The sequence below is a fragment of the Microbacterium sp. Leaf203 genome, from assembly GCF_001421275.1.
Taxonomy (GTDB): domain Bacteria; phylum Actinomycetota; class Actinomycetes; order Actinomycetales; family Microbacteriaceae; genus Microbacterium; species Microbacterium testaceum_A.
The window spans coordinates 612,213-638,197 of the sequence record NZ_LMKF01000022.1 but is presented as its reverse complement, the minus strand read 5'-3'; the positions used below and the strand labels follow the sequence as shown (position 1 = coordinate 638,197).

Sequence of the window (25,985 nt, the reverse complement as noted above, 5' to 3'; positions counted from 1 at the left end):
AGACCTCGCCGAAAGCCCACGCGACCTGGGAGGATCGGGACATGGCAGATGACGATCTCCCCGATTCGCTCGAACCGGCCGTCGACATCCCCCCGCGCGAAGAACCGCCCGCACCCCCGACGCCGAAGGGCGATCTCCGCGCCGTGTCGATCGTCGCGATCGTCACCGGCGTGATCGTCATCGCCTGGTACCTCTTCATCGCCACGGCGAGCGCGATCGCCGAGATCGACAACCTCCCGTTCATCCAGATCGGCATGTGGGTGCTCGCGGTGGTCTCGTTCGTGTGCGGAATCCTGAGCCTGAACGCGCGCATGGCGCGCGAGCTCGCCGCCGCGGGGTTCATCGCCGGGGTCGCCGCCGGTCTGCTGTCGGTGACGATCGGTCTGTTCAGCGGTCTCGAGCTGCTGGGCTGACGGCTCAGCCCCCGAACGACGGCCCCACGTACCGGGCGGCCGGGCGGATGATCTTCGGGTCGGCCGCCTGCTCGAGCACGTGCGCGGTCCAGCCGATCGTGCGGGCGAGGGCGAAGGTGGGTGTGAACATCGCGCGCGGGATGCCGCACTGCTCCATCACCACGGCCGCGTAGAACTCGACGTTGGCGTGCAGCGGGCGCTCGGGGCGTCGCTCCGCAAGTTGCCGCTCCGCCTCGCGCTGGAAGGCGAGTGCCTGGGCGACGCGGTCTCCTCCGAGTCGTTCGGCGACCCCGCGGAGCAGCTCGGAACGCGGGTCGCTCGTGCGGTACACCGCGTGTCCGAAGCCCATCAGACGCCGCCCGGCGGCGAGCTCGCCCGCGATCCAGACGGCCGGGTCGTCGCCGGCGCGGTCGAGGCTGTCGAGGGCGCGGGCCGGAGCCCCGCCGTGCAGGGGTCCCGACAGCGCGCCGAGCGCGCCGGACAGGCACGATGCTATGTCGGCACCGGTCGAGGCGATCACGCGGGCCGTGAAGGTCGAGGCGTTGAAGCCGTGGTCCATCGCCGCGACGAGGTAGGCCGACAGCGCGCGCACATGCTCCTCGTCGGACTCGCGGCCCGTCACGCGCTCGAGGTAGTCGGCGACGACCCCCCGGCCGCTCGGGTTCCCGGGAGCCAGCGCGAGCGGTGCCATCGCGGCGAACGTGATCGCCTCGTCGAGCCGCGCGGCGGGAGCGAGGTCGTACAGCGGCGCGGAAGAGCGGGCGGATGCCGCGAGCGTCCACACCGCGCGCAGCGCGGCGAGGGGCTGGTCGGTGCGGGCCGCGACCGCGCCGACCAGTTCGGGCAGGGCCGGATCGGCCTGGGCGGACGAGACGCGCGCGGCGAAGGCGGCCCGGGTCGCGGCATCCGGGAGCTCTCCGACGACCAGCAGGTGCCAGACCTCCTCGAACGACCGGGTGCGCGCGAGGTCGACGGCGGAGAATCCTCGGTAGTGGTAGACGCCGGCGTCGCCGTCGACGTCGCTGATGGTCGTCTCGGCCGCGACGACGCCGTTCAGTCCGCGGGGCACATCGATCAGGTCGCTCATGCGCTCAGTGTGCGAACATGACGACGACAGCGTCAACGTTGATCGGATCAAGATGAGCGCGCCTCTCCCCCGTCTTTCCGCCGCTCAGGTGGCCGCCCGGCTCGGCGTCAAACCCGAGACCGTGTACGCCTACGTGTCACGCGGCCTCCTCACCCGTGAGCGCGACGCCCGCGGCTCTACCTTCGACGCACTCGAGGTCGAGGCTTTCGCCGCCGGTCGCCGTCGCGCGGCCGTCCGGACGCCCACCCACCCCACGACCGGCATGCCCCTCGGGGTCGTGCAGACCGACGTGGCCGACATCGAAGACGACGAGCTGCTCTACCGGGGGCGGCGTGCCCGCGACCTGATCCCTCAGCCGTTCGCCGAGGTGGTCGCCTGGCTGTGGAACGCGGAGCGCATCGACGCCCCGGACCCCGCTATCGGCAGCGCCCGCGCGATGGTCGAGGCGCTCCCGCTCCCGGCCGGGGCGATGGACCGCCTACGCGCCGCTCTCACCGGATTCGCCGCCGACGATCCCCTGCGTTACGACGCCTCGGCGGACACCGCCCACCGCATCGGCTGGACCCTTCTCACGGGCCTGCCCGTCGCCCTCGGCGGGCGCCCGCACCCCGATCTCGCGCGTTCGCTCACGAGCACGTGGACCCCCACCGCCGACGACGCGACCATCACCGCCGTCAACGCCGCACTGGTCCTCGCCATCGACCACGACCTGGCGGTCTCGACGTTCGCCGCGCGCGTCGCGGCCTCGGCACGCGCCGACGGCTACGCCGCCGTCAGCGCCGCCCTCGGTGCGGCCGACTCCCCGCTGCACATCTCCGCCGCGACCCGCACAGCGCGACTGCTCGCGCGGGTGAACCGCGGTCAGGAACCCGAGCGGGCACTGACCGACGCGCTTCAGGAGGGCAACGGCATCCCGGGCTTCGGTCATCCGCTCTACACCGGGGGCGACGACCGGGCCGCGGCACTGTTCCCCCTTCTGGCCGGACTGCCCGACGGAGACCGGACGATGGATGCCGTGCACCGGTTGTCCGAGGTCGTCGCCGCCCGGACGGGGTTGCTGCCCAACGTGGACCTCGCGCTGGCGGCGCTCGTCTCGGGCGCCCGCCTGCCCCACGATGCCGCGAGCACGATCTTCGTGCTGGGGCGGATCGCGGGATGGATCGCGCACATCGCCGCGGAGTACGCCGAACCCGCGATGCGACTGCGCCCGCGCGGGGAGTACGTGGGGCCGTGAGGGTTGAACCTAGCCATATTCCTGGCTAGGTTGCACGGCATGATGTACAACGTCCTGGAGGCGCGGAACAGCCTCTCGAAGCTGATCGCCGACGTCGAGTCGGGCGCCGAGGTGACGATCGCTCGGCGAGGTGTCCCGGTCGCGAAGATCGTGCCGATCGATTACGTGCCCCGGCGCGCAGGCAACGCTTTCGCGCAGTGGCTCGAGGAGCATCCCCTGAGTCCCGAGCGCGCCCGCCCGGTGAACGAGATCGAAGCGATCATCGCCGAGAACCGAGCAGCCGGGGCGTGATCTACATCGACAGTTGCCTGGTGATCTACGCGGTCGAACGCGACGACGAGATCGGTGAACGCACACGCGCCACCCTCGCTCGCGCCGACGAGCCCCTCGCAACGAGCCCCCTGGTCATGATGGAGGCGTTGGTGAAGCCGATGCGGGCCGCCGATGCCGAGGCGCAGCTGACCATGTGGAGCGCCTTCGATGCCTTCGAGCTGCTCCCGGCCGACCCCGATGCGTTCCTCGATGCCGCGCTGTTGCGTGCTCGATACAGCGGGCTGCAGACGGCCGATGCCCTCCACCTCGCGATCGCCCGCCAGGCCGGATGCCGTTCGCTGTGGACCAACGACTCGCGCTTGGCGGTCGCATCCGGCGGTCTCGCCGTCGACATTCTCAACGATCCCGATGCGGCCCGGGTCGCCTGATGCGCCGCACCGCAGCCCTCGTCATCGCCGCCCTCTGCGTCTCGCTCTCCGCCTGCTCCGCCCCCGCGCCCGAGCCGCAGACCGCGGCGAAGCATAGCGACGGGCGCCTCCGCACCGACCTCGCCCCCCTCGCCGAGAGATACCCGCAGCTCGCGTCCGCCGAGTCGGTCGAGTGGATGGGCGGCACGCTCGGCTCGCGCGATGTCGGCCCCTCGACGTACTGGGTCGACGTGATCGCGGTCATGCCGGAGTCCGAGATCGACGTCTACCGGTCCACCGCGGACCTCGTGAAGGTCGATCCGCCCACCCTCGTCGACGATCTCGCGCCGAAGCTCCCGACCGGTCCGTTCGAAGGAAGCCCGGAGCTCGACGACCTGTTCTCGTCGGGCGGTCACGGCGCGACGGTCGCCATCGACCCGCAGACGCGCACGGTGGTGCTGTCGGGGGTCTTCGGCTGACATTCAGTCCTTCGCCGCGCCGACGAGCGTGAGGACGCTGCTCAACCCCTCGGGCGTTCCCGGCCAGTGGCGCTCGATGGCCGGCATCCCGGCATGACGGATGGCGAAGTGCAGCGCGATCGCGACCACGATCGCGTCGTCGGCGTAGCCGATCACCGGCAGGAAGTCGGGCACGAGGTCGATCGGCGAGAGCAGGTAGGCGAGTAACCCGATCAGCCACCACCGCGTCGCCCGCGGCACGGCCGGATCGACGGCGAGGCGGCGCACCAGGCGGATCACATCGGGCGCCAGGCGCAGCACGGCCCGCCAGTCGACGTCGCCACCCGAGCGCCGTTGCTGCCACCACAGCACGGCGATGAGCGCCCCCCACACGAGCACGAAGCCCGCCACGACGCCCAGGGCGACGATCAACCACTCGGGCATGGCCCGCTCAGTCGTTCTTCCACCCGCGGGCCATCTCGACGACCGCGGCGACCGCGGCTTCGGTGTCGGCGGGTGAGACGCCGGCGCGACCGGCGACCAGCCCCGCGACGAAGGCGCTGAGCGGCGCGGCCGGCCGGGCCACCCCGTTCGCGACGTCGCGCGCGAGGTCGAGGATCAACGAGATGGGGATGTCACCCTCGGCCAGGCCGAAGCGCTCCGCGAGCGCGGCGCTCCAGTCGTTCAGCGCCTCGGGCGGCAGGGTGCGGGAATCGGTCATGGCTCCTCCTCGGGCTACCCGGAGATCGTCCCACGTGTCGATGTCGCGCGTCAGGGACGCGTCCGCGGCGATCGCGGCGATGCGCAGTCCGCCCAGCAACGCGCGCATCGAGGCGTCGCGCCCCTTCTCGGGGAGGCCGGATGCCGCTTCCCGCAGCGCCGCGGCACGGTAGCGACCGATGAGCCACTGTCGGCGGCCATCGTCCAGGCAGGCGCCGTCGATGTCCGGGGCCAGTTCGTCGGGCAAGAGACCGACCGCAGCGCGAGCGGTCGGCAGGTCGCACGCGAGCACGAAGACCTCGTCGGCGCGTACGCGGGTCAGGGCGGCGACGATGGCCGCGACCGGTCCACCGAAGGGCGGGTCTTCGCGCACCCACTCGACGTCGAGGTCGTCGGCGAGCGCGGGTGCGGCCACGACGATCCGTTGCGCACCACGGGAGCGCACGGCCCCGATCGCCGCGTCCAGCAGGGTGATTCCGTGCACCTCGAACAACGGCTTCGTCGCCCCGTCGACGCGCGAGGCGCGTCCACCGGCGAGCAGGATCGCGTCCACGCTCACCACAGCAGCACCTCGACGGGATCTCCCGCGCCGGTCGCGCGCGTCCCCGGGGGGATCACGGCGAGGCCGTTCGCCTCTCCGAAGCCGCGCGTACCGCGTTCGACAGGCTCGGCCACCGGGAACGCCGGGTCTGACCGGTCGATCCGAACGGGCACGTACTGCGCCCGCTCGGGCCGCGCGCGCCACTCGGCGGCGAACGGCACGACGGCACGGGAGCGGTCGAGTTCACGATCACCCTCGAGCGCGCGCAGGGCGGGACGCACGAAGAGCTCGAACGACACCGCCGCGCTCACCGGGTTGCCCGGCAGCCCGAACAGCAGCGTCCCCGCCTCGGAACGACCGAAGCCCTGCGGCTTGCCCGGCTGCATGCGCACGGGCTCGAACCGCATGAGATCGCCGAGGGTGTTCTTGACGACCTCGTAGGCGCCCGCGCTCACCCCGCCCGAGAACACGACGACGTCGGCGCCCGCGGCTTCGGCGGCGGCGATCGCCCGGCGCGGGCCGTCGCCGCTGTCGTCGACACTGGTGCGCAAGACGACCTCGGCCCCCGCCTCTTCGGCGAGGCCGGCGAGCAGCAGACTGTTCGACTCGGGAATCTGCCCGCGTCGCAGCGGTGTTCCCGCCGGTCGCAGCTCGGATCCCGTCGACACGATGGCGATCCGTGCGGCGCGAGCGACCGAGACGGTCCCGACCCCGGATGCCGCGATCGCACCGACCCGACCGGCGGTGAGCCGCACACCGGCGGCGACGACGAGGGCCCCCTCCCGCACGTCGGACCCGCGACGACGGATATGCGCGCCGGGTCCGCGGGGCACCGTGAGCACCGTCACCGGACCGAGTCCGCCCGCGAGCCCGTCGGCGGTGTCTTCGAACGGCACCACGGCGGTCGCGTGCGTGGGCACGGGAGCTCCGGTCATGATGCGAGCCGCCTCGCCGGCCGCGATCGGCGGGTCGAGGTCGGCGCCTGCTGGCAGGTCGGCGACCACGCGCAGGGTCGTCGGCACGCCCGTGACGTCGTCTGCACGCACGGCGAAGCCGTCCATCGCGGAGCAATCGAACCCCGGCACGTCGACAGCGGCGTGCACGGCGACGCGCAGCACCCGGCCGCGCGCGGCCGCGACGTCACGCGGCCCGGGCTCGAGCGGCACGACCGTCTCGAGGATCGCGGCGAGGTGCTCGGCGACGTCGATCACGCGAGCGGACCGGGGACTGTCGACACCATCCCCTCAGCGTAAGCGCGCGTCAGAGGTCGTAGCGGTGCGGGATCGCGCCGTCCGTCTCCCGGTAGGGGACGAAGCCCATCGCCCGGTAGTAGGCCAGGGCGGGCTCGCTGTCGGCGCCGATCGTGGCATCGATGTGCCGCAGCCCCGTGGCGTGCGCCGCGGCGACCGATCGCGCGAAGAGGCTCCGCCCGATGCCGCTGCGCCCGAGATCGGGGTGGATGTGCGTGCCGATGATGCCCCACCCCTCTTCGACCCCGTACGGGTTGCCGGGCCACGCCCGCTTGAGCGACTGGAAGCCGACGACCACGCCGTCTCGCACGGCGACGGTGCACGCGACGGAGTGCTCCGCGTCGAAGTATCGTTCCTCGACGAGAGCGGCGTCGACCGGCCATGACCGCAGGCCCGCGCGGTGGATGGCGTTCTGCACCTCGACCATCGCGTCGATGTCGTCGAGGCCAGCTTCGCGGAAGTCGATCATCGCGTCATCCTCGCATCCCCCTCCGACGCCGCCTCGCACCTCGCGTGCGGGCCGCGCAGGAGGAAGCCCCCGAGACCCCTTCATCTCATTCACTCGAATGGGTACCCTCGTTGTCGATCCCGAGTTTTCCCGCGTCGGTTGTGTGGAGGAGCACGAGAACGTGATGAAAACGTACGTCGCCAGAGCCGTGGACAAAGTCTTGAGCGAGAGGCCTCACGTCGAGGTGAGATTCACGTCGGCAATCCACCCGGCGTGCCACTTCGAGAGCCCGACCGCCCTCTACCTGCACCCTGCTCACCGGGAGCTGATCGTCGGGATCCGCAAGACCCACCCGCCGCACTGACGGCCCCCGATAGCGTGAGGCCATGGGCGAGCTGACGTACGACGAGGTCGGCGCGACCGCCGGGCAGATGCCCGCGGGCTACCACCACGTGCGCGCCCGCCGCGTGATCGGTCGGGGCCCCGAGGACTTCGCCAGGGCAGCCGATGCCCTGCTCGCGGGAGAAGCGCAGCGCCGCGCCGGTGCGCGGATCGACCTGTCCGACACCCCGATGCGCGCGGGCACGCGCGTGACGATGCGCCTGGGTATCGGCATCCTGAGCTTCCGCATTCCGTGCCTCGTCGTGTGGGCCGACCGCACCGAGACCCTCGCGGGTTTCGCCTATGGCACCCTGCCCGGGCACCCCGAGCGCGGGGAAGAGCGGTTCACCCTGACCCTCACGCCATCTGGTGAGGTGGTGTTCGACATCGCCGCGTTCTCCTCGCCCGGGCGCTGGTTCACGCGTCTCGGTGCTCCCGTCGGCCGGCGGATGCAGTCCTGGATGACGCGGCGGTACCTCCGCGCACTCGACGGGCGCTGAGCCGGCCCACCCTTGCGCGCGCGCACAGGATCGTGCGATGTCACGCGGTCCGAGCCGATCCTTCCCCGTGATCTCGCGCGAGGCGGGTGTCCTCGTGCCGGGGGACGCGGCTTATCCCACGTTCGCGCGCGCTTGGCAACGCCCTGGACCCCTTCTCCCCCCTTCTCGACCCTGGCGAAGCGCTTCTCGACGACGAAGGCGCACGCGAGAGGAGACCCCCATGAGCATCGAGACCACCGCCCCCGACCGGTTCTTCCGGTGACGCTCTCCCCCGCCCGGCCAAGAGACGACGACACCACCGATCCACCCTCCATGAAACGCCGCGTCCCGCGGCAGAAGGTGAAATACAACCGCCGTGAGGCCCTCGCCGGCTACCTGTTCATCTCGCCCTGGGTCCTCGGGTTCCTGATCTTCACCGCCGGGGCGATGATCTACAGCCTCGTCATCTCGTTCTCGAGCTACAACCTGGCAACGGGCGCCGCCCGGCCGGTCGGCACCTCGAACTATGCGCAGCTCTTCGAGGACCCGCGCGTCGCCGTCTCGCTCGGGAACACCCTGTTCTACGCGGTCATGGCCGTTCCGCTCGAGATCGCCTTCGCCCTGATCCTCGCGCTGCTGCTCAGCCGGGTCGGCCGGGGCGCCGGCGTCTTCCGCACCCTGTACTACCTGCCCAAGATGACGCCCGCCGTGGCGACCGCGGCGGTGTTCTTCCTGCTGCTGAACGGCAATTCCGGAGCGGTCAACCAGGCGCTCGGGGCCATCGGCGTCCAGGGTCCGCAGTGGCTCGTCGATCCCGCATGGGTCAAGCCGAGCATCGTGATCATGGCGCTGTGGACGGTCAGCGGCACGATGGTGATCTTCCTCGCCGCGATCAAGAACGTGCCCGTCGACCTTTACGAGGTCGCGCAGATCGACGGAGCAGGTCCCGTCCGCCGCTTCTTCTCCATCACCCTGCCGATGATCTCGGGCGCGATGTTCTTCAACGTCATCGTGCTGACGATCGCGGCGTTCCAGGTCTTCGATCAGGCGTATCTGCTGTTCTGGCGCGATCAGAGCAACGCCTCGCCAGAGGCATCCCTCTTCTATGCCATCTACCTCTTCCAGCAGGCGTTCCGGCAGTTCAACTTCGGGTTCGCCGCCGCGATGGCGTGGCTGCTGTTCGTGATCATCCTGCTCATCACCCTCGTGCAGGTGCGCCTCGGCAACCGCTTCGTCTACTACGAGGGGGACCGCTGATGACGAACACCCTGCAGACCCCGGGCGTCGCCCAGGCCCGCCCCGAGCTCGCGGCCTCCGCCGCCCGGCCGTCCCGGTGGCGCCGGGCACTGAAGCAGCCGAAGACGCTCGCCGGCCGGGTCATCCTCGCCGGCGTGCTCGTGCTGTTCGCGTTGCTGTTCCTCTACCCCTTCGCGTGGCTGCTCGCTGCGAGCCTCAAGCCGCGCGGCGAGGTGTTCGACAACGCCCTCATTCCGAAGACCTTTCTCCCCGGCAACTACGTCGAGGTGTGGAACCAGCTGCCTTTGCTGAGCTGGATGTTCAACAGCGTGGCGATCGCCTTGCTCGCCGCGACCACCGTCGCCGTCATGAGTTCGATCGTCGCCTTCGGCTTCGCGTACTTCCGCTTCCCCGGCCGAGGGCTGCTGTTCGGTCTCGTGCTCGCGACGATGATGCTGCCGGGCGCCGTGACGATGATCCCGATCTACCTCATCTGGAAAGAGACCGGGCTGCTCGGCACGTGGGTGCCGCTGTGGGGCATGAACCTCTTCGGCTCGGCCTTCTACATCTTCCTGCAGCGGCAATTCTTCCTCGGCGTCCCGCGCGAGCTCTTCGAGGCGGCACGACTCGACGGGTGCAGCGCGTGGGGCCTCTTCTGGCGGATCGCCATGCCGTTGTCGATCCCGTCGTTCATCATCGTGTTCCTCTTCGAGTTCCAGGCGAGTTGGAACAACCTCCAAGCAGCGCTCATCTACCTGAACGCGGGCAGCGTCGAGGAGTTCACCGCGCCGCTGGGCATCGCGTACGCGATGACGAAATACAGCCCCAGCGCGGGCGGACAGGGCGACTACCAGTACGTGATGGTCGCCTCTCTTCTGGTGACCCTCCCGATGCTCATCATCTTCGCCTTCGGCCAGCGGTATTTCGTCGAGGGCGTCGCCACCCAAGGCCGTAAGGGCTGAGATCCCCCCGTCTCGAAAGGACCCCATCATGCGCAAGCGCTCCCTCGCCGGTGTCGCCGCGGTCGCGGCATCCGCGCTCCTTCTCACCTCCTGCAGCGGGAGCGGCGACGATCCCGCCGCCGGCGCCGACTTCTCCGCCGCACCGAGCGGCACCCTCGCCGCCTGGGGCTTCGAGAACGCCGACGACGTCGGGCAATCCCGTCTCGACTATGCCGCCGAACAACTGCCCGATGTCGAGGTGACCCTGGATGCCACGGCCTTCGACGCCCAGAAGTTCACCACGCGCATCGCCAGCGGCGACGTGCCCGACGTCGTCCAGATGGATCGCCGCTACGTCACAACGTATGCCGCTCAGGGATTGATCATGCCGCTGAACGCATGCTTCGAGGCGAAGGGCGTGGATCCGACCGAGCGCTGGTACCAGAACGTCGTCGACGACGTCACGTATGAGGATGCCGTCTACGCGGTCTCGCAGTTCTACCAGCCGCCCGCGATCCTGCTGAACATGAACGTGCTGAACGAGGCCGGCGTGACGCCCGAGCAGTTCGACACCTCCGACATGGACGGCCTCCTGGCCGCGATCAGCAAGATCTACCAGGCGTCGGGCAGCAACCCCACGCGACTCGGCCTCGACCCGGTCGCCACCGGACAGGGCGGCCTCTGGGTGCTCGGCATGGGCGGACAGCTGACCGACGCCGACGGGAAGCCCACCCTCGACGACCCGGCCAACGCCGCGGGTATCGACGCGCTCAAGCAGATCACCGATGCCCAGGGCGGCTACGCCGCCGTGAAGAGCTTCACCGACTCGTTCGACACCTTCGGCGACGCCAACCAGTTCGTGCAGAACCAGGTCGGCGCGCAGGTCGCGAACCAGTGGTACCCCAACGTGCTCGGCGCCTACCGCGACCGGATCTCGCTGGAGGCGGTCCCGTTCCGGGATGCCGACGGGAAGCCGTTCTCTCTCGCCTCGGGGACCGCGTTCGTGATCCCCGCCGGTGCGAAGAACCCCGCCGCGGCGTGCGCCTGGATGACCGACCTCACGTCGACGGACGCGTGGATGGCGGCCGGGACCGCACGCGCGGAGACCATCTCGGGCAAAGGCGGGCTCAACACCGGCCTGTTCACCGGCTCACCCGAGGCCGACACGATGATCCGCGACCGATTCGTCGAGCCGACCGGCGACGCCGGCTTCGACCAGGTCATCTCGACCTACTACGACGTCGTCGAGAGCGGGAAGTCGTTCGGCTCGTCTCCGGCGGGGCAGGACATCCAGAACGAGCTGAACAACGCCATCACCGCTGTGCTGCTCGGCGACAAGACGACCGAGCAGGCCTTGGCCGACGCGCAGCAGGCCGCGCAGCGCGCGTACGACAACGCCACGGCGAACTGACCGTCGAGGGGTGCCCGCAGAGATGCGCGGGCGCCCCTCGACCGTCGGGATCAGCTGCGGCGACGCCGGCGAGCGACCAGGGCGACCGCCCCGGCGAGCAGAAGAACCGCCCCCACGATTCCCGCGACGATGACCGGGGTGCTGTCGACCCCCGTGACGGCGAGCCGCTTCGGGCCCGTGGACGCCGCCCGTGCCGGCGCTGAGGCGGGCGTCGCCGATGACGGCGGCGTCGTGCTCGACGTGGGGCTCGGCGACGACGTGGGGGCCGGCGCGGCGGGGATCGCGATCGTGTAGGGACGCGAGTCCGTGCCGCCGGGACCGGTGGCCTCGACGATGACCGTGAACGTGCCCGACTGCGTCGGCTGACCCGAGATGACCCCACTGACGGGGTCGAGAGTCAGCCCGGGCGGGAGGGTTCCGCCCGCCACGGCGAACGCCAGAGGACCCGTACCCGTTGCCTGCACCGTCTGCGCGTACGGTTGATTCACCGTGCCGCCCGCGAGTGCCGGGGTCGTGATCTGCGGGGGCACCAGGCGCGCGAACACGATGTGCGTCATCGCCGGCTGCATGGCCGTGCCGTCTTGCGTCGTCTGCGTGAAGACCACACCGGGCGGGCCCGGCAGTACCGTCGCCGTCGGTGACGAGGCCCGGGGGCTGGTACCCGACGTCGCGGTCGGCACACCCGCGCCGATCAGGGTGAGGGATCCGGGTGCGCGCAACGGCCCGTTTCCGGGGGTGTATCCCGATCCGAGCGCCGCGCCGTTGAAACCCCCGCTGGCGGCGGTGGATGCGGTCAGTTCGCCCCCCGACATCGTGATGTTCGCGCCGGGACTGTCGAGGACACCCCCGATGCCGGCGCCTTGCGTCGCGGTTGCGGTGATGACACCGCCGGTGATGGTGATGTTGCCGCCGGATGCGCCGGCCGCGCCACCGATTCCCGGGCTCCCGCATGAGCCGTGGGCGGTGACGGTGCCTCCGGTGATCGTGATGTCCGCCGCGACGGTGTTGTACTCGCCGGCTCCGATGCCGGGGCCGCAGTCGTACGCCGTGGCGGTGATGTCTCCCCCGTTGATGGTGATCGACCCGCCTCCGGCATTCGAGAGGTTCGCACCCCCGATTCCCGCGCCGTCCCACACGGTGGAGACGTTGATCGTGCCGCCGTTGATGATGATCGTCCCGAGGTCGTCCCCGTTGTGAGCGCCGATCGCGGCCGACAGCGCTCCCCCGCTGATCGTGAGGGCGCCCCCGCCCGTGGCCTCGATGGTGAGCGTCTTGCCCGCACTGACGTCGATGCCCGCGTCGGGAGAACTGGGGCCTCCGGGGTTGAGCACGCTGGTCAGAGAGTGACCGTTCAGGTCGAAGATCACGTTCGACCCGACGGGCTGATTGAGAGACAGGTTGACCGTCGGTGACGCGGGGCTCGTGATGTCGGCCCCGAGGCAGATCACCGCCCCCGCCAGGGGGGCGTTCGCGAAAGCGTCCTGTAGGTCGACCCACGTCGTGGGGGTCGTGGTGCAGCCCGCGGCCGCCGCGGGCGACGCGCCGACGGCGACGCCGGACGCGATCAGGCCGACGGCCAGAGCACTGACGGACACCGTCGTGGCCAAACGCTTCATGAGCTCTCGATTCACAGGAAGGACCGCAGCGCGGAGGGATCACCGAGAGCGGACGCGGCCGCTGGCATTGCTTTCTTATCGCGTGATCGACTCCGGCTCACGGGCACCGAAGGGAAATGCTGCCCATCATGCAGGCATGTCGCTTCTCGGGGTGGGATACCTGCCTGAGCGACAACTTCCGGTGACGTGTCCGGGACGTGTCGGGTGGGGTGCGTGTGCCGTGGCACGCGAGAGGGCGCCCCGGTCGAAGCCGGGGCGCCCTCTCGGTACTCGCGGTTCAGGCGCGGGGGCGCTCGTCCTCCACGACCGACTGCACGCTGTCGGTCGCCGGGGTACTGTCGTCGGCGCGCACCTCGTCGGCGGCGATCGCGATGTCGATCGCGGCGTCTTCGAGCGCCTCGGCGACGACGTCGCTCACGTCCCCGCGGTCACCCGCAGCCGGCGCGGACCGCTCGGGCTCGAGGCCCTCGGTCACGCGATCCGCGGCGTCGATGTCGGACTCCGCGTCGGCCGCGACCACGCGCTCGCGTGCCTGACGAACGGTCTCGTCCACCGCAGCCGCTGCGCCGGCGGCGACATCCTTCGTCTTGGAGACGGCGGTGTCGATCGTCTCCGAGGCGCTGGCCGCGAGGTCCTTCGACCGCGACCGCACATCATCGGCCACCTCCGAGGCCCGGGACTTCGCGTCGTCGGCCACGGCCGACGCCCGGTCCGCGACGTCCTTCGCCTTGGCCTTCGCATCGTCGGCCACCTCGGATGCGCGGGCGGCGACGGCATCCGCCCGCTCTTCGGCCTCGGCCACGACGTCGCGGTCGAACGGTCCGAACACGCCCGTCACCACCACGTCGACGTCGACCCGACCGCGGCCCAGCGGCTCGAGCGCGGTACGAACGGCCCGGCGGACCTCGTCCGACACCTCGCGCAGTTTGTGCGGGTAGTCGACGACGAGCGAGATGGTCGCGGTGACCGCGTCGGCCCGATCGGTGTCGATCTTCACGCCCGGAGCGGTGCTTGCGAGACCGACGCGCTCGCGCACGGCATCCGACGCCCGTCCGATCAGGCTGCCGAGCGCGTGGACGCCCGGGACCGAGCCGGCGGCGGTCGCCGCCAGGGTCGCCGCGGCGTCGAGGTCGGGCGGGTCGATGGTCGCATCGATGGTGGACATCACGTCTCCTCGTGGGGGTGTCAGTGGACGCGGGTGTTGTCGCGTGCGAGCTTCGCGCGCAGACCCGAGTGGATGGAGATGTAGGCGCGCAGGTTCTGGCCCGTGAGAGCGGCAAGGTTGGTGACCAGCGTGTCGACGTGCTCGGCGACGTCGCGGGGAGAGGTGTTCTGGCGCGGGGTGACGGCCACGTGCAGGACCGACTCCTTGCCGACCTCGCCGGCGCTGACGCGGGACGAGAGGATCTCGTCGCGCTCGCCCAGGGCGTTCTTGAGGGCTTCGGACGCGAACCCGTCGGTGACGGTGATGCGTCCTTCGTCGTTCGCGCTGCCGGTCGACTGCAGCGGAGCCTGGCGGCGCCCGCGCACGGCGGCCGAGGCGATCAGGATCAGGATGATCGCCAGGACCACGATGGCCGCGACGGCGCCCCAGCCGGCGGACTCACGGCCCAGCGACTCGAGCCAGCCCTGGAAGCCGCCCATGACGGAGGTCCAGGTGTCGGTCCCGCCCGGGAGCAGACCCACGGCGAGCGCAAGGGCTCCCAGGCCCAGCAGCACCACGGCCACCAGGAAGAGGAGGAAGCGGTTCAGACCGCGTCGCGTCGCGTTCATCAGGACTCCTTGGTGTCGGGACGCTGTACGCCCAGGTGGGTGCGCACGGCGGGCGAGAGCTTGTACGAGGTGACTTCCTCATCGACGATGCGGCGCAGCTGCGCCTCGTCGACGGGGATGCCGACCGGGGGCCGCACCGTCACGTCGACGGAGCGGTGGGCGACGCCCACGACGATGTCCTCCCGAGCGATCCCCGACTCGTTGCTGAGGTGCTGGGCGAGGGCGGATGCCACGACGCCGTTGTCCACGACGACGGCCCGCTCCCCCCACGACATCTCGTGGCGCGAGAGGCGGCCGGGCTTGAGGGACAGGACCAGGACGATGAGCCCGACGATGGCGAGCACGACCCCGCCGACGATGAAGGCGACCGGCATGAGAGCGGTGGGCGCCGCGACGACGGCGTTGAGGGCCTCGCCGGGGGCGACCAGCAGCGGCTGGGCTCCGGACAGGTCCAGGATGATCTCGACCGCGGCGTAGGCGAGGGCGAGCAGCAGCAGCACGACCACGACGAGCATGGCCACGGTGCGGGGCGAGTGGGTCTCGCGACGCACGACGGTGCGGAGCACGGTGTCAGTCATCACAGCACTCGCTTTCGCTGAGGGGCGGTGGCGCCCGAGATGGTGAGGTCGACGCGCGAGATCTCGCGGCCGAAGAGACGGGTCAGACGCGAGCGCAGCTCGGTCTGGGCGACGCGCGCGGCCTCCAGCACGGGAGTCGCGGCGCGCACGGCCTCGGTGTCGTCGAGGCGGGGGACGGGGAACGCAGTCGTCACACGCACGGCGGCGGTCTGACGGGCCGAGACGATCTCGACGCGGACGCTCTTGGCGTCCACTCCGATGATGTCGGCGGCGGCCCGCTCGGCCGTCTTCTGCAGCACGCGGTCCGAGATGGTCACCCGGCCGGCGGGGAGGCCGGGGCCGGCAACCGTGGTGCGGTTGCCGACCCCGGGGGAAGCGGTGACGGTGGTCACGATGTGCTCCGACCCTTGAAGGCGTTGACGATGTTGCCGAAGTCGAGTTCACCCGCCGTGATGCGGGCGACGACCACGCCGATCGCCATGAAGAGGGCGACGAGGATGAATCCCCAGAAACCGAAGATCAGGGCGCTGAGGGCCAGGACGAGGCCAACCAGGGCGCCCTTCGTGGTGGCGCTCACTGGACGCGCTTCTCGGACTCGGCGTCGTTGTTCTCGTCGCCCGGGATGTGGACGTCGTTCACGTCGACGTTGACCTCGACGACCTCGAGGCCGACGAGACGGTTGATGGCACCGGCCACGCGGGCGCGGACCTGGTCGGCGACCTCCTGGATGGGGGCGCCGTACTCGACGACGATGGTGACGTCGGCGGCGGCCTGGGTCTCGCCGACCTCGACCTTGACGCCCTGCGTCAGGTCGGTGGCGTTGATGGCGTCGCGGATGGCGCCGAGGGCGCGGGCTCCGCCGCCGCCGAGGGCGTAGACGCCGTTGACCTCGCGGGCCGCGATGCCGGCGACCTTCGCGACGACGCCTTCGGCGATCGTGGTCTTGCCCTCGGTGTGGGCTTCCTGACCGCGACCGGCGAGGGGACGGTTCACGCGCGACGCCGCCTGGGGGACGTTCTGCGCAGCGGGGGTGGTGGGGGCGTTCTCAGCCATGTCCGTGCCTTTCGAATGTCTGGACCCGGGTATCCGGGGTGGGCGCTTCGGCCTACATGACTAAGACGTACCGGGTGGGGGAATCGTCACGTCGGACTTGAAAAACTTCTGCGGATCTGTATTCGCATGAATGCGAATGGCCGGAAACCGCAGGATTTCGGGACTGTGCACGTTCCCATGGCGACCGGGTCTCGGCATCCCCTCGTTCGGTCATTTCGTCGCGGAAGAGCGCGCCGCGGTGTCGGAGGCCCGGCGTACGCTCGACCCATGTCCCCCTCCAGCTCTCGGATTCGGTCCTGACATGGGCCGCCTGACCGCGTCGCGTCGCGTGACGCGCCTCACCCTCGACGGCGTGAACAGACAGCGGCCGGATGCCGTGGCCGTCGAAGAACCGCTCGAAATCCGCGTCGCCGGTACGCCCCTGTCTGTGACGATGCGCACCCCCGGGCACGACGTCGAGCTGGCGGCCGGCTTCCTCGTGTCGGAGGGCGTCATCAGTCGCGGCGACGAGTTCGCCCGGGCGATCCACTGCGGCGGTCCCGGAACGGGCGGAGCCGACGGCAACACCTACAACGTGCTCGACCTCACGCTCGCACCCGGCGTGGAACTCCCCTCCCCCGACATCGCGCGTTCCTTTTACACGACGAGCTCGTGCGGAGTGTGCGGAACGGCGTCGATCGACGCGGTCGAGAAGGTGTCGAGCTACGACGTCGCCTCCGACGGCATCCGGATCCCCGCCCAGGACGTCGCTGCCTACCCCGATCGTCTGCGCGAGCAGCAGAAGACTTTCGACAAGACCGGCGGTCTGCACGGCGCCGCGCTGTTCGATGTCGCCAGCGGCGATCTTCTCGTCGCCCGCGAAGACGTCGGCCGGCACAACGCCGTCGACAAGGTCGTCGGCTGGGCACTGCTGAATGACCGCCTGCCCCTGCGCGGCACCGTGCTGCAGGTGTCGGGCCGCGTGAGCTTCGAACTCGTGCAGAAGGCCGTGATGGCCGGCATCCCGATGCTCTCCGCCGTGTCGGCGCCCTCATCGCTCGCGATCGAGCTCGCCGAGCGGGCGGGTCTCACCCTCGCCGCCTTCGTGCGGGGCAACAGCATGAACCTGTACACGCGGACGGATCGCATCATCGCGCCGTCCACAACCCCCGCGACGACCGATCTCGCGAGCGTACGCTGACGACCGAGTGCAGGGCGAGTGGATGCAACCACCCCTGCGCCGCAATCCACGGAGGGTGAACATGGGTGAATCGTTCGGGCTGATGACCGAGGAACCGCGCCAGGGAGGCCTCGGCCCACAGGTCGAGGGCGAGTGGTCGAGCACCGGCCCCTACGAGCACCCCGCCGCCGGCTGGGGCGCCGCCCTCACCGTCGGCAAGGTGCTCTACCAGCAGCGCCAGCCGGTCGCCGGCACCAGAGCGATGTTCACGATGAACCACCCGAAGAGCGGTTTCGACTGCCCCGGGTGCGCCTGGCCCGACGACAAGGGCGTCACCCTCGACATCTGCGAGAACGGCATCAAGCACGTCACGTGGGAGATGACGCACAAGAGGGTCGGCAAGGAGTTCTTCGCCGAGCACTCGGTGACCGAGCTGTCGCGATGGAGCGACTTCGAGCTCGAGGACGCCGGTCGACTCGTCGGTCCGATGGTCTACGACGCCGAGACCGACCACTACGTGCCGATCTCGTGGAACGACGCGTTCCGCACGATCGCGCAGCACCTCACCGCGCTCGACTCCCCCGACCAGGCCGCCTTCTACACCTCGGGCCGCCTCAGCAACGAGGCGTCGTTCCTCTACCAGCTGTTCGCGCGCGAGCTCGGGACCAACAACCTCCCCGACTGCTCGAACATGTGCCACGAGGGCTCGGGCCGTGGACTCACGGCATCCCTCGCCACCGGCAAGGGCACCGCCGACCTCGAGGACTGGGAGAACGCCGACGCGCTGTTCATTCTCGGCGTCAACGCGGCTTCGAACGCGCCGCGCATGCTCACCAGCCTCGCCGAGGCGATCGACCGCGGCGCCCAGGTCGTGCACGTGAACCCGCTGCGAGAGGTCGCCGGCACCCGCACGATCGTGCCGCACGAGATCGTCGACATGGCGACCTTCCACTCCACCCCGACCAGCACGATGAACCTGCAGGTGCGCCCCGGCGGCGACCTCGCCCTCGTCCGCGGCATGGCCAAGGTGGTCTTCGAAGCCTCGGCGACCGACCCCACCGCGATCGATCAGGCGTTCCTCGACCAGTACACCAGCGGACTCGACGAGTACCGCGCGATGGTCGAGGCGACGACGTGGGCCGAGCTTGTCGAGCAGGCGGGACTGACCGAGGCCGAGATCCGCGGAGCCGCGGCGGTGTACCTCGCCTCGGAACGCTGCGTCATCAGCTGGTGCCTCGGCGTCAGCCAGCACCAACACGGCGTCGACACCGTGCGCGAGATCGTCAACCTGCTGTTGCTGCGCGGAAACGTCGGGCGCAAGGGCACCGGCCCCTCGCCCGTGCGCGGCCACAGCAACGTGCAGGGAAACCGCACCTGCGGCATCAACCACAAGCCCACCGAGGACTGGCTCGCCAAGCTCGACGAGGTCTGCGGCATCACCTCGCCCCGCGAGCCCGGCCTCGACACCGTGCACACGGTGGCGGCGCTGCACCGCGGCGACCTCAAGGTCTTCCTCGGCATGGGCGGCAACTTCGTGCGGGCCGCTCCCGACACCACGCTCACCGCCGAGGGCATGGGCCGGTGCGAGCTGACGGTGCACGTGAGCACCAAGCTCAACCGCAGCCACCTCACCCACGGCAAGCAGGCGCTGATCCTGCCGTGCCTCGGCCGCACCGAGCGCGACGAGCAGGAGTCGGGACCCCAGTCGATCTCGACCGAAGACGCCATGAGCTCGGTCATGCTCTCGCTCGGGTCGCGCAAGCCCGCCTCGCCGCACCTGCTCAGCGAGCCCGAGATCATCGCGCGCATCGCCCGCGCCACCATGCCCGAGTCGGCGACGCCGTGGGAGTGGTACGTCGGCGACTACGACCGCATCCGCGACACGATGGCCAAGGTGCTGCCCGGCTTCGAGGGCTTCAACCAGCTCGTGCGCCAGCACTACGGCTTCCGCATCCCGCAGCCCGCGCGCGAGCGCGACTTCCAGACGCCGTCGGGCAAAGCCGAGTTCTCGCACGCCGAGCTGCCGAACGTCATCCCCGAAGAGGCCGATGTGCTCGTGCTGCAGACCATGCGTTCACATGACCAGTGGAACACCACGATCTACTCGGCCGACGACCGCTATCGCGGCGTGCGCAACATCCGCGAGCTCGTGTTTATGAACCGGCGCGACATGAAGCAGCGCGGCATCGCCGAGGGCGACCTTGTCGACATCGTCGCCACTTCGCGCGACGGCTCGGTGCGCAGCGTCACGGCGTTCCGCGCCCTGGAGTACGACACCCCGCGCGGCAGCGCCGCGGGCTACTTCCCCGAGCTGAACGTGCTGCTCGGCCCCGACGACTACAGCCGTCAGAGCGACCAGCCGCTGATGAAGGACATCCGGGTGCGCATCGCGAAGACGGCCTGACGCCGAGAAGAGTCGAGGCCCCCGCCGAGCCGAGCCTGCCCCGCGGAGGCCGCGACCCCTCAGAGGTCGAGCTGCCAGAGAGCCTGCGTCGTCGTGACGCGCAACGCTTCGGCGGCGTCGGCGAGCGCGCGCTCGGCCCCGACGATCTCGCTCATCGAGAAGACGCGCGAGCCGACGGCGTCGGCGGCGACGACCCCCGCGATGACGACCGCCGGCACCCGGTGGCGCGCGGCGACCGAGAGCACGTGCCCCGGCCCCTTGCCCGCAAGGCTCGTGGCGTCGAACGCCCCCTCCCCGGTGAGGACCAGATCCGACTCGGCGAGCGCCTCGCTCAGCTCGAGCGCCTGCGCGACGTAGGCCGCGCCGTCGACCACCTCGGCGCCGGCCGCGAGCAACGCGCCGGAGAGACCACCGGCGGCGCCCGACCTCGGCACGACCGAGACGTCGAGCCCGAAGCGCTCGGCCCAGTCCGCGGCATCCGCCCGCAGGCGCTCCGTCAGGCGCTCGACGAGCTCGACGTCGGCGCCCTTCTGCGGACCGAACACCTCGGCCGCGTGGACGAACGTCGTGGTCGTGTCGGTGAGCACCGTCACCTGGCCGGGAGCGAACGGCACGTGGTCGCCGAGCGCCTCGATCGCCGCGCGTCCGCCGTCGGTCGCGGCGACGCCGCCGGTGCCCACCACGATGCGGACCGACCCCGAGTCGAGCGCGAGCCCGATGAGCTCGCCGACGCCGCGTGTCGTCGCACCCCAGGGGTCGTTGGCCTCCGCTCCCCCGGCGAGGACGAGTCCGGATGCCGCCGCCGACTCGATCACGGCGGCTCGACCGTCGAGGCGCCAGGCCGCGCGCACGGGTGCGCCGAGCGGTCCCGTCACCTCGTCATGCACGTTGGCCCCGCCGAGGGCGTCGAGCGTTCCGTCTCCGCCGTCGGCTATCGGCACGATCGCGATCTCGGCACCCGGCCATCGGTCGCGCACGGCCAGGGCCATGGCATCCGCCGCCTCCCGCGCGGTCAGCGTGCCCTTGAACTTGTCGGGGGCGATGACGATGCGCATGGGCGTCCTCTCAGCGGGCTGCTGGCGGCGCAGCCCCGACCATCTTGCCCCGAGCAGCCGCACGGGCTCGGCGATCCGCACATCCTCAGCCCGGATGCCGGGAACCCGGCCGACTTTCCGCGGATCACCGAGGTTGCGCCCTCACGCTGCCGTCGACCCCGGGCATGTCGGCGCTCCCAACTAGACTGACTGGCGTCCGGCCCCTGCGATCTTGGAGCTCAGCCGCGTGACCACCCCGAACCCCGCCGCCCGTACCGCTCTTGCGGACACCGTCGACAACGCGATCGCCACTCCCGAGAAGGATCAGCCGTACGGCGCCCTCGGGCTCAAGAGCGACGAGTACGCGAAGATCCGCGAGATCCTCGGCCGCCGCCCCACCAGCGGCGAGCTGGCGATGTACTCGGTCATGTGGAGCGAGCACTGCTCCTACAAGTCGAGCAAGATCTACCTCCGTCAGTTCGGCCAGAAGGTCAGCGACGAGATGAAGACCCGCCTCATGGTGGGCATGGGTCAGAACGCCGGCGTCGTCGACGTGGGCGACGGCTGGGCGGTGACCTTCAAGGTCGAGTCGCACAACCACCCCAGCTACATCGAGCCCTTCCAGGGCGCGGCCACCGGCGTCGGCGGCATCGTGCGCGACATCATCTCGATGGGCGCGCGCCCGGTCGCGGTCATGGACCAGCTGCGCTTCGGCGCGATCGACCACCCCGACACCCCGCGCGTCGTGCACGGCGTCACCAGCGGCATCTCGTTCTACGGCAACTGCCTGGGCCTGCCGAACATCGGCGGCGAGACCGTGTTCGACGCGGTCTACCAGGGCAACCCGCTCGTCAACGCCCTCGCGGTCGGCGTCATGCGCCACGAAGACATCAAGCTCGCCAACGCCACGGGCGTCGGCAACAAGGTCGTGCTGTTCGGTGCCCGCACGGGCGGCGACGGCATCGGCGGCGCGAGCATCCTGGCATCCGACACCTTCGCCGACGGCGGACCCACCAAGCGCCCCGCGGTGCAGGTCGGCGACCCGTTCGCCGAGAAGGTGCTCATCGAGTGCTGCCTCGAGCTGTACCGCGACGACCTCGTCGAGGCCATCCAAGACCTCGGGGCCGCCGGCATCTCGTGCGCCACGAGCGAGCTCGCCGCCAACGGCGACAGCGGCATGAAGGTCGAACTGTCGAAGGTGCTGCTGCGCGACCCCTCGCTGACGCCCGAAGAGATCCTCATGTCGGAGTCGCAGGAGCGCATGATGGCGATCGTCGCGCCCGAGAAGCTCGACGCGTTCCTCGCCGTCGTCGGCAAGTGGGACGTCGAGACCAGCGTGCTCGGCGAGGTCACCGGAGACGGCCGCCTCGTCATCGACTGGTACGGCGAGCGCATCGTCGACGTCGACCCCTCGACCGTCGCGGTCGACGGCCCCGTCTACGAGCGCCCTGTCGCGTACCCCACGTGGATCGACGCCCTTCAGGCCGACTCCGCAACGACACTGCCTCGCACGACCGACAACGACGTGTTGCGCGACCAGTTCACGACCCTCGTCGCGAGCCCCAACCTCGCCGACACCTCGTGGATCACCAACCAGTACGACTACTACGTGCTCGGCAACACGGCGCTGAGCTTCCCCGACGACGCCGGCATGATCCGCGTCGATGAGGAGACCGGTCTCGGCTTCGCGATCGCGACCGACTGCAACGGCCGCTACAACCAGCTCGACCCCTACAACGGCGCGAAGCTCGCCCTCGCCGAGGCGTACCGCAACGTCGCCGTCACGGGAGCGGTGCCCACGGCCGTCACCGACTGCCTCAACTTCGGCAGCCCCGAGAACCCCGAGGTCATGTGGCAGTTCAGCCAGGCCGTCGAGGGTCTGAGCGACGGCTGCCTCGAGCTCGGCATCCCGGTCACGGGCGGCAACGTCTCGTTCTACAACCAGACCGGCGACCAGCCGATCCACCCGACCCCGGTCGTGGGCGTTCTGGGCATCATCGACGACGTCGCCGCCCGCATCCCCAGCGGATGGCAGGACGCCGGCGAGAACCTGTACCTGCTCGGCGTCACCGCCGACGAGCTCGACGGCTCGCAGTGGGCCGGCACGATCCACGACCACCTCGGCGGCCGCCCGCCGAAGGTCGACCTGGCGCAGGAGCGCAAGCTCGCCGAGCTGCTCCAGGCCGCAGGCTCCCAGTCGCTCGTCTCGAGCGCGCACGACCTGTCGTCGGGCGGTCTCGCGCAGACTCTCGCCGAGGGCGTCATGCGTTTCGGCGTCGGCGCGCGCGTCTGGCTGACCGAGCTCATGGAGCGCGACGGCGTGGATGCCACGGCTGCCCTGTTCAGCGAGTCGACCGGCCGCGTGCTGGTGAGCGTGCCCCGCGAAGAAGACGTGAAGTTCCGCGGACTCTGCGACGGTCGCGGCTACCCGGTGCTGCGCATCGGCGTGACCGACGTCGAGCCCGGCACCGAGGCCACCCTCGAGGTCCAGGACGTCTTCACCGTCCCCGTCTCGGAGCTGCGCCGCCTGTCGAACGAGACGCTGCCCGCGGTCTTCGGGCCGACCGTCTCGGAGCCGGTGGCCTGAGGCCCGGGCTCCGGCCCTGCACCGCACCCCCGCACCCCCGCACCGACGAGAGGAGACGCGCGATGACCGATGAAGACGACGACATGACCGTGTTCAGCGACAAGCGTCAGAAGCGCGTCAAGATCACCGCGTGGGTCGTGATCGGCGCGCTCGTGCTCACCGGCGGCGGTGCGACGGTCATCTCGCTGATCCTCGGCTGAGCCCCGCGATCCCTGCGTGAGGGGTCATCTCCTGTCACCTGGCGAGCGCCTCGGCGACAGAAGATGACCCCTCACGCTTGTGACCCACCGGTCCCGCCGCTGCGGATTCCGGCTCGACACCCAGCCCCGCGTCGGACCCCCGGCATAGCATGGGGACCGTGGAACCGCTGATGGCCCTTCTGGTCGACTGGTGGTGGATCGGCCCGGCTGCGGCCGGTGCGGGCACCGTCGGCTGGCTCGGCGTGCGTCGTTCCCGCCAGCGGGCTCTTCCCATGGGCACCACGACCACCACAGATCGCGCCGTTCGCGCCTGGTCGTCGCGCCCTCTCGGCAAGGCGGCCGCGCGCCGCCTCGAGCTCGACGCCGCCGTGCTCGATCTCCAGACCGCGCGCCATGCCGTCACCCGCGGCCGCGCCGATGTGAAGGTCGCCGACGCCGAAGTCGTGCGCGCCCAGGCCGAGCGGGCGGCATCCCGCATCCCGTCCGACGCGGTCGCCGCCGCGCGGGGGCGGTTGACCGACGCTCAGCGCGACCTTCGCGCCGCCCTGGCCGAGGTGCGCGCGCGCCGCGCCGGGGTGAAGGCCGCGAAGGCGATGCTCCCCGCGATCCGCTCGGGCAGCGCGCCGTTGCCGGTCGCCCGCCTGCTGGCGGAGCACGACGCGATCCTCGCGCGCTGGATGGCCTACGAGACCGACCCCGGGCTCGCGATCGACTACCCCCAGATGAGCGACTCCCGCTCCCCCCTGCTCGCGGAGTTCCTCCGCGCGCACGAGAAAGCGCAGTGGCTCCGGCCGGCCTCGGTGCAGACGCGCCTGTCTCCCGCCGACTTCCTCGCCTACCGCGACGCCGTGCGCCGCACCGCTCACGCCTTCGACCGCGCCGAGCGGGCGGCCCGCCGCGGTGCCGGCGAGCAGCCGAGCGTCGAGGGCAACGACGCGTGGAGCCGCGTGGCATCCGACCTCGCCGAGACCGCCCAGCGCGCCCTCGCCCGCTCGATGGAGTCGGTGGGGCGTGCTGCCGCCCGCAACTGGAGCGAGCGGGGCGCGAAGCGTGCCCAGAAGAAGACCCCGGATGCCGGGAGCCCGCCGCCGTCGAGCGGCCCGGTCTGGCCGCCGCCCGCACGCGACCGGCCGCCGACGTCGTCTTCCTGAGAACCGCTTGAGGCAGCGGCGTAGCATGACGCTGTGCACGACTTCTGGTCCTTTGCGGGCAACTACTGGTGGCTCGCCTTCCCCCTCTTCGGAATGACCATGGGTGTCATCAACCGGCGCGTGAAGTTCCGCGAGGCCAGTGCCCGCCGTCGCCACCGTGAACAGCTCGAGCTGATCCGCGCTCAGGGTGGTGCGATCGAGACACCGGGTGCGGCGCCGATGCCCCTCGCCGCCCCGACCGACGGTCAGCAGCGTCTGATCGCCGCGCAGGACGCCGTCACGCACCGCTGGCTCGAGTACGAACTCGACGCGACGAAGCTCATCACCTATCCCGCGATGAGCGATGGCCGCCAGCCGCTCACCGCCGCGTTCCTTCGGGCGAAGAAAGCCGCCGACAACCTGCGCCCGGCCGAAGGCGAGACTCTTTCGCCCTCGCGGCTGCGCGAGTACCGCGACGCGGTCACCGACTACGAGGTCGCCTTCGACGTGGCCGAGCGCGACGCGCGACGCGTGAAGGACGCGGCGTTCACGGCCGACGAGCGCAAGCGCCTCGACACCGCCAAGCAGTTGCTGACCGTCGCGACCGATCAGGCCGCTACCCCGAACGAGCGCCAGCTCGCCTATCGGCGGGTCCGTGAGGAGCTCGACGGGCTGATCCTGCTGTCGGACGAAGCCGTCGACGTGCTCGAGAAGAAGGTCGCGCTCGAGCTCCCCCGCGAGCGCACCGCACCCCCGGCATCCGGGCCCTCTGCCGAGGCGGCGCCGGGCTCCGCCGCCTGACCGCGTGGGCTCCGTCGGATCCGACTCCGGACGCCCTCCGCGAGCGCGCCCAGCCCCGGTTCACCGGCTGAACACGCGCGCCCTCAGCCCACCCGACGGATGCGCACCGGCCCGCGGGCGGTGGTCACGTCGACCACCTCGCCCCTCTGCGTCACCTCGACCTCGCCCCGCTCGACCAGCGCGTGCGCGGCGTCGCGTGCGGGCTGCATGAGGTCGCGCCAGTCGTCGCCGCCGACCGCCCGCGCGGCCTCGGAGGGGCAGATCGTCTTCCCGGCGTCGCGCGCCGCGAGCAGCTCGCGAATGGATGCCACGAGCCGAGGGTCTGCACCAGATGACGGGGCCATCTGTCCAGTGTCCCTCCGCGCCGAGGC

The 25,985-nt window shown here is 70.8% G+C and carries 30 protein-coding genes; 16 read left to right on the top strand and 14 right to left on the bottom strand.

The annotated features are described in order from the left end of the window. The first annotated feature begins 41 nt into the window (after positions 1-41). Complete coding sequence (locus ASE56_RS04200; RefSeq protein WP_056225328.1) at positions 42-413, top strand: hypothetical protein; 372 nt, start codon at positions 42-44, stop codon at positions 411-413. Positions 414-417: 4 nt separating this feature from the next. Here the strand turns inward: ASE56_RS04200 and ASE56_RS04195 are convergent, their stop codons facing one another. Continuing rightward, a complete protein-coding gene (locus ASE56_RS04195; RefSeq protein WP_056225325.1) occupies positions 418-1,500 on the bottom strand; it encodes a citrate synthase in 1,083 nt (360 codons plus the stop codon). Positions 1,501-1,552: 52 nt separating this feature from the next. Here ASE56_RS04195 and ASE56_RS04190 point away from each other — a divergent pair, with 52 nt between their 5' ends. Genes ASE56_RS04190 through ASE56_RS04175 form a run of 4 tightly spaced genes read left to right on the top strand, consistent with a single transcriptional unit; the run spans position 1,553 to position 3,893 of the window. Then, positions 1,553-2,734: a citrate/2-methylcitrate synthase gene (locus ASE56_RS04190; RefSeq protein ID WP_082450380.1), complete on the top strand. Its 1,182-nt coding sequence runs from the start codon at positions 1,553-1,555 to the stop codon at positions 2,732-2,734. Positions 2,735-2,773: 39 nt separating this feature from the next. Beyond that, on the top strand, positions 2,774-3,025 hold the full coding sequence (locus tag ASE56_RS04185; RefSeq protein ID WP_056225319.1) for a type II toxin-antitoxin system Phd/YefM family antitoxin: 252 nt from the start codon (positions 2,774-2,776) through the stop codon (positions 3,023-3,025). Continuing rightward, on the top strand, positions 3,022-3,435 hold the full coding sequence (locus ASE56_RS04180) for a type II toxin-antitoxin system VapC family toxin (RefSeq protein ID WP_056225317.1): 414 nt from the start codon (positions 3,022-3,024) through the stop codon (positions 3,433-3,435). The genes ASE56_RS04185 and ASE56_RS04180 overlap by 4 nt, the downstream gene beginning before the upstream one ends. Beyond that, positions 3,435-3,893, top strand: coding sequence for a hypothetical protein (locus ASE56_RS04175; RefSeq protein WP_056225314.1), 459 nt, complete (start codon positions 3,435-3,437; stop codon positions 3,891-3,893). The genes ASE56_RS04180 and ASE56_RS04175 overlap by 1 nt, the downstream gene beginning before the upstream one ends. Positions 3,894-3,896: 3 nt before the next feature. Here the strand turns inward: ASE56_RS04175 and ASE56_RS04170 are convergent, their stop codons facing one another. The 4 genes from ASE56_RS04170 to ASE56_RS04155 are packed head-to-tail and all read right to left on the bottom strand — an operon-like array spanning position 3,897 to position 6,852. Then, the gene (locus tag ASE56_RS04170) at positions 3,897-4,316 is read right to left on the bottom strand and encodes a YkvA family protein (RefSeq protein WP_056225311.1); all 420 of its coding nucleotides are present in this window, start codon (positions 4,314-4,316) and stop codon (positions 3,897-3,899) included. Between the two features lie 7 nt (positions 4,317-4,323). Then, entirely contained in the window at positions 4,324-5,151 is an 828-nt protein-coding gene (locus tag ASE56_RS17675; protein ID WP_235556925.1) for an NTP transferase domain-containing protein, read from the bottom strand. After that, positions 5,148-6,344, bottom strand: a complete 1,197-nt coding sequence (glp, locus tag ASE56_RS04160) for a gephyrin-like molybdotransferase Glp (RefSeq protein ID WP_056225309.1) — start codon at positions 6,342-6,344, stop codon at positions 5,148-5,150. The genes ASE56_RS17675 and glp overlap by 4 nt, the downstream gene beginning before the upstream one ends. A 49-nt stretch (positions 6,345-6,393) precedes the next feature. Then, the gene (locus ASE56_RS04155) at positions 6,394-6,852 is read right to left on the bottom strand and encodes a GNAT family N-acetyltransferase (protein WP_056225306.1); all 459 of its coding nucleotides are present in this window, start codon (positions 6,850-6,852) and stop codon (positions 6,394-6,396) included. Between the two features lie 97 nt (positions 6,853-6,949). On the opposite strand from ASE56_RS04155, the gene ASE56_RS04150 reads away from it, so the two are divergent. From ASE56_RS04150 to ASE56_RS04130, 5 genes are all read left to right on the top strand, one after another. After that, entirely contained in the window at positions 6,950-7,195 is a 246-nt protein-coding gene (locus tag ASE56_RS04150) for a hypothetical protein (protein ID WP_056225304.1), read from the top strand. A 22-nt stretch (positions 7,196-7,217) separates the two neighbouring features. After that, positions 7,218-7,712, top strand: coding sequence for a DUF1990 family protein (locus ASE56_RS04145; RefSeq protein ID WP_056225301.1), 495 nt, complete (start codon positions 7,218-7,220; stop codon positions 7,710-7,712). Between the two features lie 312 nt (positions 7,713-8,024). After that, on the top strand, positions 8,025-8,948 hold the full coding sequence (locus tag ASE56_RS04140; protein ID WP_056225298.1) for a carbohydrate ABC transporter permease: 924 nt from the start codon (positions 8,025-8,027) through the stop codon (positions 8,946-8,948). Next, a complete protein-coding gene (locus tag ASE56_RS04135; protein ID WP_056225295.1) occupies positions 8,948-9,889 on the top strand; it encodes a carbohydrate ABC transporter permease in 942 nt (313 codons plus the stop codon). Before ASE56_RS04140 ends, ASE56_RS04135 begins: the two co-directional genes overlap by 1 nt. 28 nt (positions 9,890-9,917) lie before the next feature. After that, entirely contained in the window at positions 9,918-11,279 is a 1,362-nt protein-coding gene (locus ASE56_RS04130; protein ID WP_056225292.1) for an ABC transporter substrate-binding protein, read from the top strand. A 50-nt stretch (positions 11,280-11,329) separates the two neighbouring features. Here the strand turns inward: ASE56_RS04130 and ASE56_RS17805 are convergent, their stop codons facing one another. The 7 genes from ASE56_RS17805 to ASE56_RS04095 all read right to left on the bottom strand — a co-directional run bounded on the left by ASE56_RS17805 (position 11,330) and on the right by ASE56_RS04095 (position 16,299). Beyond that, positions 11,330-12,895: a putative Ig domain-containing protein gene (locus tag ASE56_RS17805; protein ID WP_056225289.1), complete on the bottom strand. Its 1,566-nt coding sequence runs from the start codon at positions 12,893-12,895 to the stop codon at positions 11,330-11,332. Positions 12,896-13,172: 277 nt separating this feature from the next. Then, positions 13,173-14,060 (bottom strand): Asp23/Gls24 family envelope stress response protein, encoded by an 888-nt coding sequence (locus tag ASE56_RS04120; protein WP_056225287.1) that lies wholly within the window; start codon positions 14,058-14,060, stop codon positions 13,173-13,175. A 20-nt stretch (positions 14,061-14,080) separates the two neighbouring features. Beyond that, entirely contained in the window at positions 14,081-14,668 is a 588-nt protein-coding gene (locus ASE56_RS04115) for a hypothetical protein (protein ID WP_056225284.1), read from the bottom strand. Next, positions 14,668-15,246: a hypothetical protein gene (locus tag ASE56_RS04110; protein WP_056225281.1), complete on the bottom strand. Its 579-nt coding sequence runs from the start codon at positions 15,244-15,246 to the stop codon at positions 14,668-14,670. The genes ASE56_RS04115 and ASE56_RS04110 overlap by 1 nt, the downstream gene beginning before the upstream one ends. Beyond that, positions 15,246-15,638: a hypothetical protein gene (locus ASE56_RS04105; protein WP_056225279.1), complete on the bottom strand. Its 393-nt coding sequence runs from the start codon at positions 15,636-15,638 to the stop codon at positions 15,246-15,248. Before ASE56_RS04105 ends, ASE56_RS04110 begins: the two co-directional genes overlap by 1 nt. Further along, a complete protein-coding gene (locus ASE56_RS04100) occupies positions 15,635-15,823 on the bottom strand; it encodes a DUF2273 domain-containing protein (protein ID WP_056225276.1) in 189 nt (62 codons plus the stop codon). The genes ASE56_RS04105 and ASE56_RS04100 overlap by 4 nt, the downstream gene beginning before the upstream one ends. Beyond that, a complete protein-coding gene (locus tag ASE56_RS04095; protein WP_056225274.1) occupies positions 15,820-16,299 on the bottom strand; it encodes an Asp23/Gls24 family envelope stress response protein in 480 nt (159 codons plus the stop codon). Before ASE56_RS04095 ends, ASE56_RS04100 begins: the two co-directional genes overlap by 4 nt. 301 nt (positions 16,300-16,600) lie before the next feature. Here ASE56_RS04095 and fdhD point away from each other — a divergent pair, with 301 nt between their 5' ends. Together fdhD and ASE56_RS04085 are read left to right on the top strand one after the other, a co-directional pair. After that, entirely contained in the window at positions 16,601-17,479 is an 879-nt protein-coding gene (gene fdhD, locus ASE56_RS04090; protein WP_056225272.1) for a formate dehydrogenase accessory sulfurtransferase FdhD, read from the top strand. Positions 17,480-17,540: 61 nt separating this feature from the next. Then, a complete protein-coding gene (locus ASE56_RS04085) occupies positions 17,541-19,862 on the top strand; it encodes an FdhF/YdeP family oxidoreductase (protein ID WP_056225269.1) in 2,322 nt (773 codons plus the stop codon). A 59-nt stretch (positions 19,863-19,921) separates the two neighbouring features. Here ASE56_RS04085 and ASE56_RS04080 read toward each other — a convergent pair whose 3' ends face one another. Then, on the bottom strand, positions 19,922-20,917 hold the full coding sequence (locus tag ASE56_RS04080; RefSeq protein WP_056225266.1) for a glycerate kinase: 996 nt from the start codon (positions 20,915-20,917) through the stop codon (positions 19,922-19,924). Positions 20,918-21,143: 226 nt separating this feature from the next. Between ASE56_RS04080 and purL the strand changes: the two genes are divergently transcribed. The 4 genes from purL (at position 21,144) to ASE56_RS04065 (ending at position 25,614) form a co-directional block, all read left to right on the top strand. After that, complete coding sequence (gene purL / locus ASE56_RS04075) at positions 21,144-23,483, top strand: phosphoribosylformylglycinamidine synthase subunit PurL (protein ID WP_056225263.1); 2,340 nt, start codon at positions 21,144-21,146, stop codon at positions 23,481-23,483. Between the two features lie 62 nt (positions 23,484-23,545). Further along, positions 23,546-23,683: a hypothetical protein gene (locus ASE56_RS17315; RefSeq protein WP_164481587.1), complete on the top strand. Its 138-nt coding sequence runs from the start codon at positions 23,546-23,548 to the stop codon at positions 23,681-23,683. A gap of 158 nt (positions 23,684-23,841) precedes the next feature. Next, positions 23,842-24,834, top strand: a complete 993-nt coding sequence (locus ASE56_RS04070; RefSeq protein WP_156371600.1) for a hypothetical protein — start codon at positions 23,842-23,844, stop codon at positions 24,832-24,834. A gap of 33 nt (positions 24,835-24,867) precedes the next feature. Then, positions 24,868-25,614, top strand: a complete 747-nt coding sequence (locus ASE56_RS04065; RefSeq protein ID WP_056225256.1) for a hypothetical protein — start codon at positions 24,868-24,870, stop codon at positions 25,612-25,614. 83 nt (positions 25,615-25,697) lie between these two features. Here the strand turns inward: ASE56_RS04065 and ASE56_RS04060 are convergent, their stop codons facing one another. Next, positions 25,698-25,925, bottom strand: a complete 228-nt coding sequence (locus ASE56_RS04060) for a DUF3253 domain-containing protein (RefSeq protein WP_235556924.1) — start codon at positions 25,923-25,925, stop codon at positions 25,698-25,700. Positions 25,926-25,985 lie beyond the last annotated feature (60 nt).